This window comes from Sinorhizobium medicae, assembly GCF_007827695.1.
Classification (GTDB): Bacteria; Pseudomonadota; Alphaproteobacteria; order Rhizobiales; family Rhizobiaceae; genus Sinorhizobium; species Sinorhizobium medicae.
On record NZ_VITA01000010.1, the window covers coordinates 163,698 to 176,613 of the forward strand.

11 protein-coding genes are annotated in these 12,916 nt (G+C 61.6%); 10 read left to right on the forward strand and 1 reads right to left on the reverse strand.

Annotated features, from left to right (window positions below):
* Positions 1-13: 13 nt before the first annotated feature.
* From FB009_RS18550 to FB009_RS18595, 10 genes are all read left to right on the forward strand, one after another.
* Positions 14-658, forward strand: coding sequence for a DUF2291 family protein (locus FB009_RS18550; RefSeq protein WP_018209532.1), 645 nt, complete (start codon positions 14-16; stop codon positions 656-658).
* Positions 655-2,205: a sugar ABC transporter ATP-binding protein gene (locus tag FB009_RS18555; RefSeq protein WP_018209533.1), complete on the forward strand. Its 1,551-nt coding sequence runs from the start codon at positions 655-657 to the stop codon at positions 2,203-2,205. Before FB009_RS18550 ends, FB009_RS18555 begins: the two co-directional genes overlap by 4 nt.
* A complete protein-coding gene (locus FB009_RS18560; RefSeq protein WP_011969403.1) occupies positions 2,205-3,269 on the forward strand; it encodes an ABC transporter permease in 1,065 nt (354 codons plus the stop codon). The genes FB009_RS18555 and FB009_RS18560 overlap by 1 nt, the downstream gene beginning before the upstream one ends.
* 4 nt (positions 3,270-3,273) lie before the next feature.
* Positions 3,274-4,332 carry a Gfo/Idh/MocA family protein gene (locus tag FB009_RS18565; protein WP_018209534.1) on the forward strand — a complete coding sequence of 353 codons (1,059 nt, stop codon included), beginning with the start codon at positions 3,274-3,276 and terminating at the stop codon, positions 4,330-4,332.
* 64 nt (positions 4,333-4,396) lie between these two features.
* The gene (locus FB009_RS18570) at positions 4,397-5,155 is read left to right on the forward strand and encodes a Tll0287-like domain-containing protein (protein ID WP_018012001.1); all 759 of its coding nucleotides are present in this window, start codon (positions 4,397-4,399) and stop codon (positions 5,153-5,155) included.
* The gene (locus FB009_RS18575) at positions 5,152-7,905 is read left to right on the forward strand and encodes a response regulator (RefSeq protein WP_018209535.1); all 2,754 of its coding nucleotides are present in this window, start codon (positions 5,152-5,154) and stop codon (positions 7,903-7,905) included. Before FB009_RS18570 ends, FB009_RS18575 begins: the two co-directional genes overlap by 4 nt.
* Before the next feature lie 25 nt (positions 7,906-7,930).
* Complete coding sequence (locus FB009_RS18580; protein ID WP_018209536.1) at positions 7,931-8,296, forward strand: response regulator; 366 nt, start codon at positions 7,931-7,933, stop codon at positions 8,294-8,296.
* Between the two features lie 7 nt (positions 8,297-8,303).
* Positions 8,304-9,866, forward strand: a complete 1,563-nt coding sequence (locus FB009_RS18585) for an adenylate/guanylate cyclase domain-containing protein (protein ID WP_018011998.1) — start codon at positions 8,304-8,306, stop codon at positions 9,864-9,866.
* Positions 9,867-9,989: 123 nt separating this feature from the next.
* Positions 9,990-11,291: a hypothetical protein gene (locus FB009_RS18590; RefSeq protein ID WP_018209537.1), complete on the forward strand. Its 1,302-nt coding sequence runs from the start codon at positions 9,990-9,992 to the stop codon at positions 11,289-11,291.
* Positions 11,278-12,066, forward strand: a complete 789-nt coding sequence (locus tag FB009_RS18595) for a COG3904 family protein (RefSeq protein WP_018209538.1) — start codon at positions 11,278-11,280, stop codon at positions 12,064-12,066. Before FB009_RS18590 ends, FB009_RS18595 begins: the two co-directional genes overlap by 14 nt.
* A 38-nt stretch (positions 12,067-12,104) precedes the next feature.
* On the opposite strand, the gene FB009_RS18600 is transcribed toward FB009_RS18595, so the two are convergent.
* Positions 12,105-12,902, reverse strand: coding sequence for an ion transporter (locus FB009_RS18600; protein ID WP_018209539.1), 798 nt, complete (start codon positions 12,900-12,902; stop codon positions 12,105-12,107).
* Positions 12,903-12,916: the final 14 nt, after the last annotated feature.

Genomic DNA, 12,916 nt, shown 5'->3' on the forward strand with positions numbered 1-12,916 from the left:
GGAGTGAATTTCGATGCCGAACTTCAAAGTCGCGGCCGCGTTTGCGGTTGCGGGCGTGATGGCACTCTCGGGCTGCAAGATCATCAAGACGCCGACCGCCGAAGAGGCTGCGGAAGCGGCCTCCGGGGGCTTCAATCCCAACCGCATGGTCGCCGAGATCTGGGACACGAAGGTGCTTTCCTATCTCGACCGGAAAGCCGGTCCATTCACCGAGGTTGCCGCACTTGCCGGAAGCGATCCGCAGGCGGCCGGCGCGAAATACGGCCATAAGGAAAAGCAGGGGAGTGCTCCCTGGACCTTCGCGGCGCGTCTTTCCGGCACGATCGTCAAAGCCGAGACAAAATCGCGTTCGGCCTATGTCGAGGTCGATGCGGATTCCGACGGCAAGGCGGATGCACGCGTGCAGATAGGTCCGGCGATAAGGGGCACGGCCATCCGCGACACCCTCGACTTCGTCAATTTCAACGAATTCAAGAACCAGATCGAGTGGGCGCAATTCGGCAAGGCCTTCAACACGCATGTCAACGGGCTGGTGCTGGAAAAGCTTCCCCGCGACGGACTTGTCGGCAAGAAGCTCGACGCTGTCGGGGCCTATCCCTTGCCGGCCAAGGGCCAGCTGCCGCTGTTCGTTCCGGCTCGATTGACGGTGGGTGGATGATCATGCAAGCCCGTGACGACGATGATTGCATCCTGCGCCTCGAAGACGTGACGAAGGTCTATTCGGGCATTGTTGCTGTACGCCATGCGGATCTTTCTCTCCGGCGCGGCGCCGTCAACGTGCTCGTCGGCGAAAATGGTGCCGGCAAGTCCACGCTGATGCGGATCATCGCGGGCGTCGAGAAGCCGTCACTCGGCCGCATCCTGCTCGACGGCAAGGAGGTGGAATTTCACTCGCCGGCCGACGCGCAGCGCCACGGTATCGGCATGGTCTTCCAGGAGCTCAATCTTTTCGGCAATCTCTCGGTTGCCGAGAACATCTTCGCGACCCGGGAGCTGACCAGGGGCTTTCGCGGCATAGATCACGGCGCGCAGGTCGAGAGGGCGACCGGGTTTCTCGACAGGCTCGATGCCGGGATCGATGCCGAGACGCTCGTCGAAGACCTGCCGATCGGCCAGCAGCAGCTGGTGGAGATCGCCAAGGCGATCTCGCTCGACACGCGCATCCTTATTCTGGACGAGCCGACATCGGCCCTTTCGGCGGCGGAGGTCGACGTTCTTTTCAAGGTCATCAGGGAGTTGAAGGCTCAAGGGGTGGCGATCGTGTACATTTCTCACCGGCTCGAAGAGCTGATGCGGATCGGCGACTACATCACGGTTCTGAGGGACGGGCAGATCACTGGCCACGCCATGGTCAAGGACATCGATACCAAGTGGATCGTCCGGTCGATGATCGGCTCGGACGCAAAGGATTTCGCCAAATCGATTGCGCACCGCCTTGGCGAGGAGGCCTTCCGCGCCGAGGATATCTGCCTGCCGCGCCGAACCGGCGGGCTCGCGGTCGATCATGTCTCGATCTCGCTTCGCGCCGGCGAGGTGCTGGGCATCTACGGATTGATGGGAGCGGGTCGCAGCGAGTTCTTCGAATGCGTCATGGGCCAGCACCGGCATTCTTCGGGCCGGGTGTTTGTCGACGGGACCGAGGTCGACGCCACCGACACCGCCGGCCGGATAAGCGCGGGTTTGGCGCTGATCCCGGAAGATCGCCAGCGCGAGGGCCTGGTTCAGGCCCTATCGATCGCCAGCAATCTGACGCTTGCGAGCCTGGATCGCTTCGTCCGCTTCGGCTTCCATATCGTCGGCGCACGGGAGCAGGCCTCGATCGAGGCGGCCATCCGCGATCTTTCCATCAAAGCGCCGAACCCGGACTTCGAGGTAACCTCGATGTCGGGCGGCAACCAGCAGAAGGTCGTTATCGGCAAGGCGTTGATGACGAAGCCGAAGGTGCTGCTGATGGACGAACCCAGCCGTGGCATCGATGTCGGCGCCAAAGCGGATGTCTTCCGCACCATGCGGCGGCTTGCCGGCGAAGGGCTCGCAATCCTCTTTTCCACCTCGGACCTCGAAGAGGTCATGGCGCTCTCCGACCGCATCGCCGTCATGAGCAACGGACGGCTGGTCACGGTCGTCGGCCGGGCCGATGCGACGGAAGAGATGATCGTGAAGGCTTCGGCCGAAGGGCATAAAACGACAAGGGAACACGCCTGATGACGACGGCAACGACGACGACCACCGCAACGGACGCCGCGAGCGGCTCGGTGCTGCTCACTTTGATGAAGCTCAGGACGTTCATCGCCCTCTTCGCGGTGATCGCCTTCTTTTCGATTTTCGCGCCGAACTTTCTTTCAACCGCCAATCTCATTCTCATGTCGAAGCATGTGGCGCTCAACGCCTTCCTCGCCATGGGCATGACCTTCGTCATCATCACCGGCGGCATCGATCTTTCCGTCGGTTCGATCGTCGGGCTCTGCGGAATGGTCGCGGGCGGGCTCATCCTCAACGGCATCGATCTGCAGTTCGGCTATACGATCTATTTCAACGTCGTCGAGGTCTGCCTCATCACGCTGGCGGTCGGTATCGTCATTGGTGCGGTCAACGGGTTGCTGATCACAAAGCTCAACGTCGCACCCTTCATCGCCACGCTCGGAACGCTCTATGTGGCGCGCGGCTTTGCGCTGCTCTCGTCGGGCGGCCAGACCTTCCCCAATCTCGTCGGCAAGCCTGAGCTCTCGACGACGGGCTTTGCCTTCCTCGGCTCCGGCCGGCTGCTCGGCCTGCCGGTTTCGATCTGGATCCTTATCGTTGTGGCGCTCGCCGCCGCCTACCTCGCCCGCTACACGCCGATCGGCCGGCACATCTTCGCCGTCGGAGGAAACGAGCGTGCTGCCCGCATGTCCGGCATCCGGGTCAACAGGGTGAAGATGTTCGTCTACATGTTCTCCGGCTTCTGTGCCGCGATCGTTGGGCTGGTCATATCGTCGGAGCTTATGGCTTCGCACCCTGCGACGGGCAACTCCTTCGAGCTCAATGCAATCGCCGCAGCGGTTCTCGGCGGCACCTCGATGTCCGGCGGCCGCGGTACGATCGGCGGCACGATCATCGGAGCCTTCGTCATAGGCATTCTTTCCGACGGCCTCGTCATGATGGGCATTTCGTCCTTCTGGCAGATGGTCATAAAGGGGATCGTGATCATCGTGGCCGTCGTGGTGGATCAGGCGCAGCGTCGGCTGCAGCAACAGGTCACGCTGATGCAGCTTGCGAAAAAAGGGTGATGGCATGGCAGATCTTAAAGGCGCGCTGATCGGCTGCGGCTTCTTCGCCGTGAACCAGATGCATGGCTGGCGTGACGCCGAAGGGGCGCGGATCGTCGCCATCTGCGATCGCGATCCCGAGAGACTTAGGGCCGTCGGTGACGAGTTCGCCATCACCCGCCGCTATCTATCCGTAGACGACCTCTTTGCCGATGGCGGCTTCGATTTCGTCGACATTGCCACGACCGTGGGAAGCCACCGGTCGCTGGTGGAACTGGCCGCACGACACGGGATCGCGACAATCTGCCAGAAGCCGATCGCGCCAACCATGGAGGACGCCGAGGCAATGGTCGAAGCCTGCGCGAAGGCAGGGGTCCCATTCATGGTACATGAGAACTTCCGATGGCAGTCGCCGATACGGGCGGTTAAGGCGGCGATCGACAGCGGCACGGTCGGGGAGGTGTTCTGGGGGCGGGTGAGCTTTCGATCGGGCTATGACGTCTTTTCCGGCCAGCCCTATCTAGCAACGGGCAAGCGTTTCATTATCGAGGACCTTGGGATCCATGCACTCGATGTCGCGCGCTACATCTTCGGCGATGCGACAGCGGTGACGGCGCGCACGCGGCGGGTCAATCCGGCGATCGCCGGCGAGGATGTCGCGACGATGCTCCTGGATCATGAAGGGGCGATCACCTCCATCGTGGACTGCAGCTATGCGACCAGGTTGCCGATCGAGCCCTTTCCGGAAACCCTGATCGAGGTTGACGGAAGCAAGGGCACCCTGCGGCTTTCGCAGGGCTATCACCTCACCATGCATTCGAAGGACGGCACGAAAGTCACGAATGTGGAGCCGCCGGTTCTTTCCTGGGCGGCGCCTCCTTGGCACAACATTCAGGAAAGCGTCTCACGCATCCAGCAGCATTGGGTGGAAGCCTTGCGTGCCGGGCGCGAGCCGGATACGTCCGGCCTGGATAATCTGGAGACCTTCGCTTTGGTGGAGGCGTCGTATCTCAGCGCCGCCGAAGGCAGGACCGTTTCATTGGCGGAGGTCATTGGAAGGCGCCCAAGTCAGTTCTCCAGGTGACTCCTTCCGCACGCCCTCCTGTGATATCCTCTTTGCTTGCGCTTCCTCCTGGGGGGAAAGACAAATGGGAGCTCTCACAGCCTTGGCGCGAAACTGCATCGTAACGGCTCTATTGGGTTGCGCGCTTTTCGCACCTTCGATCGCGGCCGAGGAGGCCGCCGATGTCGCCACCGGAACGCGGCTTGCCGAACTATTGCGTGCTGCCCGGAACGTGCTTTCGAATTACCAGTCGCTCATCAACGATCCGGCAATCGGAGACAAGAAGCTTAACGGCGAGCGGTTCACAACCGAAGCGATTGCCCTTTACGGCGAGCGTACCGGCCATCCGCTGATCTCGGATGATCTCGGCGACCGCGACCGCAAGCTCCTGCAGGCACAGGTGGAGGCGATGCGCGAGGTCGTGGATGAAGAGCAGGACGACATCAACCGGCCCGGCATAGGCTTCAAGGGTTTCGTTCCTGCTATTTTTGCCCGCCTGATGAACGAGAAATTCGCCGTGAAGGCCGGCAATGAGGCGCTGGTCCGCGTTACGGCGCCGGAAGTCCTCGTGCGCAACCGCAAGTCGCTGCCCGATGCCTGGGAAGCGAGGGTCATCAACGAGATATTTTCGGATCCGAAGCGGCCGAAGGGCGAACTCTACACAGAAGTGACGCAGGTGAACGGCCGGCCCGCTTTCCGGATGCTGCTGCCGGAATATTACACGGAATCATGCCTCTCCTGTCATGGGTCGCCAAAAGGTGAAATCGACGTCACCGGCTATCCGAAAGAAGGCGGCAAGGCGGGCGACCTGGGCGGTGCGATCAGCATCGTCTTGTTCAAGTGAGCGCGTTAGAACACGGGCTGCGATCGACAGAGGCCGGTCGGCCCACGAAAAGGCTCGACAGCCGGATCATCGATCTGCCGATCTCTGCCCGCGTGGCCGCGCTTACGGCGGCCGGACTGGTCAGCCTTGTTCTTTCATCTCTTTTTCTCACTCAGGCACTTTATCGCAGTGCCGAGCGCATGGCCGAAACGAGAGAGCTCTTCGACAGGGCGGCGTCGGCAGCCTCGGCCCATGTGGCGTTCGGCGATCTCAGATATTGGCTGACCGACCTATCCGTCAGCTTGCTGATGAATTCCCAGCGCAACGCCGACGAGGCACGCGCGCGACTACAGGTGCAGTTGGAGCGACTTGCAAAGCATGCGCCCGTGGAGGTCCGGCAAATCGGCGCCGAGGTCGACGCTTATGTGGAAACGGCGCTGCAGGCAGCCGACAGCTACACGCAGGATAACCGCATCGTCGGCAATGCCCTGCTGGCAAAGGCGCGCACCCACAGCGGCAAGGTGGACACAGACCTCAACAGGCTGGTCGAACAGGTAAAGGCAGAGGCGGAGGCCGCCCGCAACGAGGTTGTCGTTCGAACCGAGAAGACGGCCACGACCGCGGCCATCCTGGTGGGCGGCGTGGTGCTGATCGGCTCGCTGCTAACGCTCCTCGTCCTGCGTTCGATCGTGGGCCCTCTGCGGCGTCTCAATCGCGTGATCGGCGATCTGACGCAAGGGCGCTACGACGTCGAGATACCTCAGGAGGGCGGTGACGAATTTGGGGCGATGGCAAGGACGTTATCGCTTTTCCAGGAAAGCGCGATCGAAAAGAAGAAGCTCGAAGACGAGGCGGAGCGGCAACGGCGGACGATCGCGGCCGCGCTCGAGGTGATTTCGGATGGCTTCGTCCTTTATGATTCCGATGACAGGATCCTGGTCGCCAACAGCAAATATTGCGAAATTTTCCCGAGCCACAAGCCCAATGCGCTTCGCGGCAGGAGCTTCCGCGAAATCGTGGAGCAGAACCTGGAGACGGGGCAGGTGGACCTCGAAGGAAAGTCGCCGCAGGAGTGGGTCGACGAGCGCGTAAGGCTTCATAGGGATCCCGCGGGCCTCGTCGACGAGAAGCGGTTTGGCGAAAGATGGGTTCGTATCAGCAAACGCAAAATTCCGGATGGTGGAACGGTGGCCGTCTACACCGACATCACGGAACTCAAGCAGCGGCAGGTCGAACTGGAACGCGCAAAGAGCCATGCGGAATCGGCCAACGAGGCCAAGAGCCAGTTTCTCGCCTCCATGAGCCACGAGTTGCGCACGCCTCTCAACGCGATCATCGGCTACAGCGAAATGCTGATCGAGGAGGCACGCGATCACAAGGAAGAGGAGCTCGTGCCGGACCTCGACAAAATAGCCTCAGCGGGACGGCACCTCCTCTCGCTTATCAACGACATCCTCGATCTGTCGAAGATCGAGGCGAACAAGATGGAGGTTTTCCTCGAGACCTTCAGCCTTGCCGAGTTGCTCCGTGATGTTGCCGCAACAGTCGCGCCGCTGATGGCCAGGAATGGAAACGCGTTCACGCAGGATTTTGAGGACGATCTCGGCGAGATGCATTCCGATCAGACCAAATTGCGCCAGAACCTCTTCAACCTGCTCAGCAATGCGGCCAAGTTCACGAAAGGCGGGCGGGTGACTCTGAGGGTACGGCGGGAACAAAGAGCCGATCGCGACTGGCTCGTGTTCCAAGTCTCCGATACCGGCATAGGCATGACGCCGGAGCAGCAGGACAGGCTCTTCAACGCCTTCACCCAGGCCGATGCCTCGACCACCCGAAACTATGGCGGCACCGGGCTGGGTCTGAGCATCACGCGCAGCTTCTGTCGCTTGATAGGCGGTGTTGTCACGGTGGAGAGCGAAGCGGGAAAAGGCTCGGTATTCACGATGGAAGTGCCCGCGCAGTGCGAGAGCGAGGTGGATAGCCCACCACCCGAGCAGACAGCGCAGGTTCGGTCCGGACGCACCGCACTCATCATCGACGACGAACCGGCTGCGCGCAATCTCATCGCAAAGGCGCTGGCAGAAGCAGGCCTTGCCTCGATCGAGGCATCAAACGGACAGGAAGGTCTGGCCGCCGCCCGAGAGCATCGACCCGACGCCATCATTCTCGACATCATCATGCCGCATCAGGACGGATGGTCGGTCCTGCGCGCGTTGAAGAACGATCCCGAATTGTGCACGATCCCGGTGATCCTGGCGACGATCCTGGCGGATCGCGAGCTGGGGCTTTCGCTCGGCGCGGTCGAATATCTGACGAAGCCCATCGATACTGACAAACTTGTCCGCACGATCGAGACATTCGGGGGCGGCAAACACGACGTTCTCGTCATCGACGACGACCAGGGCTCACGCGAGTTCCTTCGGCGCATTCTGGTCAAGAGGAAATGGACCGTACACGAGGCGGGCGACGGCGTCCGCGGGCTGGAGATGATGAAGCGGCTTGTGCCGCGTCTCGTCCTGCTGGACCTGCTGATGCCGGAAATGGACGGATTCCAAACGCTGAGCGAAATGCAGAGTATCCCGGAATTGCAGAACATCCCCGTCGTCGTGGTCACTTCGAAAGACCTTTCCGCAAACGAGCTGAAATGGTTGCGCGATCGGGCGGTCGCCGTCGTGAACAAGGGCGCAAACAGCCGGGCTCAGCTGGTGGAGGCACTCGAACGCCAGATCGGATCGGTCGCTTCGATCGGTAAAGAACTGGCCGAAGGCTAAGGACAGGGAAGGAGGAGAGCCGCAAATGACGAGAATCCTTCTGGTGGAGGACAATGAAATGAATCGCGACATGCTTTCGCGGCGGTTGTCGCGCCGCGGCTTCCAGGTGCTGATCGCAGAGAACGGACAAGCCGGCGTCGAGCTTGCCGCATCGGAAAAGCCGGACCTGATCCTCATGGATATGAGCCTCCCTGTCATGGACGGCTGGGAAGCGACGCGGCGGATCAAGGCCGATCCGCTTACATCCGCAATACCGGTCATAGCGCTGACTGCACATGCCATGGCAAGCGATCGGGAGATGGCGCTCAAGGCCGGTTGCGACGACTACGACAGCAAGCCCGTCGACTTGCCCCAGCTTGTCCGCAAGATCGAGCAGTTGCTCGCGACATAGGGCGAACATGACCGCCATCAACGACTTCCAGCGTCAGGCGATCGCCGCTCACGTGGCCCAGCGACTGGCCGGCCCGGCTCGGGCAATACTGAGCTTCCAGGAACTGCTGATCGAGCAGGCGCGGGATCTCGGCTTGCTCCACACCAAGAGCGACATCGACCGGATCGGCGCCGCAGCAAGGCAACTGAACAATCTGATCGATAGCCTTCTCGATGGAACTGCCTGCGCTCTGGAGGAAGGAGCAGCGGAGGCGGAGGCAAGGTTCCGTCACGATCTGCGGACGCCGCTCAACGCCATAATCGGCTATTCCGAAATGATTCTCGAAGAAGCAAGGGATTCGCAGCAGCATGCGCTGACAGAGGATCTCCAGGTCATACTCTCGGCGGCCGCCGAGCTTCTGAAGCAGGTCGACGCGATCGCCAGTCTTTCGCGTGGGGAGGTCGCAGAGGTGCTTCAACCGGAGGAGCGGGTCGACATTGACGCGGCCGGGCTCGAACGGCTCCTGTCGACGGCCGAACAGACGCCATTGCCGGACAGGGTCGGCAGAATTCTCGTCGTCGACGACGTGGCAAGCAATCGTGATCTTCTTTCCCGACGGCTTCGACGGGAGGGCCATCGGGTGGTCACCGCCGAATCCGGACGATCCGCGCTTGCAAGACTGGCCGAAGACGAGTTCGATCTCATCCTGCTCGACATTCTCATGCCCGATATGAACGGCATCCAGATGCTTTCGCGATTGAAGTCAGAGGAGCGATGGCAGCACATCCCGGTGATCATGATATCGGGCCTGAGCGAGGTCACCGCGGTAGCCCGATGCATCGAGGCCGGCGCCGACGATTATCTGACCAAGCCCTTCAACCCGATACTTCTGCGCGCACGGATCAATTCGACCCTCGAGAAGAAGCGCTGGCTAGACCGAGAGCACCGCTATCTTCAGCAGATAAAAGCGGAAAAGTCGCGGGCGGATTCGCTCATTCGCGCGATTCTGCCGGACCAGATCGTTTCGCGGCTGCAGAACGGGGAAGAGATCATCGCCGACCGCTTCGAAGAAGTTTCCATTCTGTTCGCGGATATTGTGGGCTTTTCGCCCATTGCGGCGAGGCTGACTCCGTCCGATCTGGTCAGGCGCCTGGATCGTATGTTCAGACAGTTCGATTTGCTGACCGAGCAGCACGGTGTGGAGAAGATCAAGACCATCGGAGACTCCTATATGGCCGCCTGCGGGATCCCCGAGCCTGCAACGGATCACGCCGACAGGATCGTGGCTCTCGGAAAGTCCATGCTGAGATCGTTGCGCGACATGGAGCCCGAGAAGGAGCGCTTCCGGATTCGGATCGGGATCCATTCAGGGCCGGTCGTTGCCGGGCTGATCGGACGGCTCCGGTTCGTTTACGACGTTTGGGGTGAAACGGTGAACATCGCGAGCCGGCTCGAATCCCAGGGTGTGCCCGACGGCATACAGATATCGGACGCGACGCGGCGCGCGCTTCAGGGGCAGTGGACGCTCGAACGGCGCTCTGCCCAGAACCTGCGAGGCATCGGCGCAGTCGAGACCTTTCTTGTTCGGTGACGGCTCTGCCCAGCGCGGGAGAGGTTCTTCCGGCATCCGGCTCTTGGCCGCACCATCAGCCTTTATTCCGCCCGTTTCTTCATTCTCTGTTAAGGAATACTTTCCTCTGCGGAGAACGAGCTCATGGCCCTCGGCGCATCCCAACGTTTGAATGACGGCGTTGCGGCCGTGGAAACCATGACGCGTTTCGCGCTCGCAGTGCTGGCGCTTGCCTCCGGCGTCTACACCTATCTCGGCGTCCGCAGTATCCTTGATGGTTCGCCGACGGCAGTGTTCTTCGCAGCGATCATCTACTCGGCCTCGGTCTCCGTCGGCATCTACGCCTTCTGGTCCTACATGGCGCGCTTCTATCCGCATGTGACCACCCATGCCGGCCGGGTCGCCATGCTGGGCGTGATGGCTCTCGGTGCTGCCATGATCATCGCCATGTCCAGCTGGCTCAACGCAGCGGCGCTGGCGGGGTCGGCCGCACTCGAACAGCACCTCGCGGAGACGGTGGAAGACTATACTGCCGACCTCGACCAGGCGCATCAGAACGCACTTGCAGCCCAGAGCCTGCTGCCCGATATCCAACGCGCATCAGAACGCTTTGCCCAGCTTGCCGCCTCGGAGCGGCAATCGGGCGCGCTCACCGGCACCACGGGTTCGGGAAGCGTGGTGCAGCTTCTGTCGCAGATGTCGGCCCAGATGAAGGATCTGGAAAACGGCATCAATGCTTCTCGGGAACAGGTCGCGATGCTGTTCAATCAGGGACAGAAGCGGCTCGAGACCATGCGGACGCTGGTATCTGCGCCTGGTGCGGTCACGCCGCGTGCCGATCAGTTCTCCTCCGAAGTGGTGGCGCTTACGGGGGTGATAACATCGCTCGGACAGACTTCGATCGCGCCTTCGATCCGCCGCGCCGCAGACGACCTGTCCCTCGGCTTCATCGCGCCGGTGGCCGATGGCGGCGATGCCGACCTCGTCACCCGCCAGGACCAGGTGATGGAGACGGTGCGGGCTTCGGTGGCAGCGCAGTCCAAGGTTCTCTCGGATGCGGCAGACGAAATACTGGGTCGGACGCCGGTGGCGGAGCGACGCTTCGTTCCGCTTTCATCCGCCGAGGCGGTTCTGCGCTACGCGGCCGATTTTATTCCCGCCTGGGCCGGTGCCATTTCCATCGACCTGCTGCCGGGCGTGTTGGTCTTCATCCTCGCGACCGTGCACGGGGCGATCCGCAGGCAGGAGGAGAAACTGCCCTTTGCCGAGCGCATCACGGCCGCCGAGCTTCTGCAGGCCCTGGAAGTCCAGCGCGCGGTGATGGCGAATGGGGGCCAGAACGGCGAGGCAGGCGATTTGGTGGAAATGGAGGGCGATGAGCCGAACAACATCACCAGCCTCGACCCGAGGGTGCGCGTAAAGGACCGGTCGCATGAGGATCGATGACGCTTTCAGGGCGCTGATGCGGCTCGACGACGGTGTGCTGATGCGCGGCGCCTTTTTCGTGATGCTCTCGGCTGCCGGGATCTTCCTGCTGATCGACATGCGCGAGATCGCGGCCATGAATGCAGGGTTGCCGGGTTTTGATCCGATGCTGGAGGATAGTCCGGTTCTGCCTCCGGCGGTGACGGAGGCTGCGCCCAAGGGGCCGCCGGTTCATCCCGCAAGCTCCGATGAAGTCCTGCGTCAGCCGATGAGGTTCGAACTAGGGTCCGGCGGTGTCCTGCTTGCCGAGGGTACGATCGATCTCGGAGCCGGTGAGCGCTTCGCGCAAGAGATCGAAGCGCGCGGGGAGTATGTGAAGACCGTGGCCCTCAACTCGCCCGGTGGATCTGTCGACGATGCGCTCGCCATGTCCAAACTGATCCGTGAAAAGAAGCTCGATACAAGAATAGCCTCGAGGGCACTCTGTGCCTCGTCCTGTCCGATCGTTTTCGCCGGGGGTGTGGCGCGTGTCGCGGCCAGCGATGCGCTGATCGGCGTGCATCAGGTCTTCAGCGGCGGCGGCGACGACCGGCCGACGCCGGCGCAAGCCATGTCGTTTGCACAATCCACCACCGCCCGTGTTGCTCGCCATCTCGACACGATGGGCATCGGCGCCGGGCTCTGGATCAATGCTCTCGAAACGCCACCCGACCGGCTTTACTATCTGACCGCCAAGGAGATGGCCGAGTTCCATCTGATCACCGAGCCGGTCGAGACAGCCAAGAAGAAAGAATGATCTCTCCTGCAGAACGCGGACCATGTCTGACGTATGGCTCAATCGCCTTCATCGGGTATGTTGAGCATGTAGCCGCACGCCTTGCAATGGACGGCGTCCGTGTCATGCCTCTGCAACCCGCATTGAGGGCAGGGAAAGTTGACCTTGTAGGGTCTGACCACGGCCTGGGCCAGCCTTACGAAAAGCGATATCCCGACGATCATCGTCACCACGGAAGTGAGCTTGCCGAGCGTGCCCGGCAAGGTGATGTCCCCAAAGCCCGTCGTCGTGATCGTGGCCACCGTGAAATAGAGGGCGTCGACGAAGCCCTCTCCGCCTTCCCGGTGATAGAAAAACGTCGTGTAGACGAAACCCGTTACGACGAAGAGGAATGCGAGAAAATTCAGGCACGCACGGACGACTTCCTGCAGGTGCGACCAGCCCGCGCGGCGGAGACCCTCGAGCAGCAGCGGACTCTTGCCTATCGCCCATATGCGCATGACCCTGAGGAATGCGAAGTTGAAGAGGAGATCGGGGAAGAGCAGCGTCCCTAGAATGACCACGTCCACCCAGGTCATCGGCCGACGCAGGAAACGCTTGACCGAAGGAGCAGCAAACGCTCTTGCGATGAGCTCGCAGCCGATCCATGCAGCGATGATATAGTCGATGATGAGATAGGAGGGACCCGCCCTCAGATAGGGACCGAGGATGAAAAACGCGAGGATACTGAGGTCGATGATGGCCAGCAGCGCCTGCCACCGCAGCGCCCAGGGATCCCGCCCGCGTTCCAGCCTTTGCAGCGCCAGCCTTATCGAGTTCAACTTCGAATGCGCGCGCGGCTGGTCGGTCATGTCCATGAGAGTTGAGATAG

Coding starts and splice junctions, on each gene's coding strand:
- FB009_RS18550 (WP_018209532.1), top strand. CDS start 14: ATGCCGAACTTCAAAGTCGCGGCCGCGTTTGCGGTTGCGGGCGTGATG.
- FB009_RS18555 (WP_018209533.1), top strand. CDS start 655: ATGATCATGCAAGCCCGTGACGACGATGATTGCATCCTGCGCCTCGAA.
- FB009_RS18560 (WP_011969403.1), top strand. CDS start 2,205: ATGACGACGGCAACGACGACGACCACCGCAACGGACGCCGCGAGCGGC.
- FB009_RS18565 (WP_018209534.1), top strand. CDS start 3,274: ATGGCAGATCTTAAAGGCGCGCTGATCGGCTGCGGCTTCTTCGCCGTG.
- FB009_RS18570 (WP_018012001.1), top strand. CDS start 4,397: ATGGGAGCTCTCACAGCCTTGGCGCGAAACTGCATCGTAACGGCTCTA.
- FB009_RS18580 (WP_018209536.1), top strand. CDS start 7,931: ATGACGAGAATCCTTCTGGTGGAGGACAATGAAATGAATCGCGACATG.
- FB009_RS18585 (WP_018011998.1), top strand. CDS start 8,304: ATGACCGCCATCAACGACTTCCAGCGTCAGGCGATCGCCGCTCACGTG.
- FB009_RS18590 (WP_018209537.1), top strand. CDS start 9,990: ATGGCCCTCGGCGCATCCCAACGTTTGAATGACGGCGTTGCGGCCGTG.
- FB009_RS18595 (WP_018209538.1), top strand. CDS start 11,278: ATGAGGATCGATGACGCTTTCAGGGCGCTGATGCGGCTCGACGACGGT.
- FB009_RS18600 (WP_018209539.1), bottom strand. CDS start 12,902: ATGGACATGACCGACCAGCCGCGCGCGCATTCGAAGTTGAACTCGATA.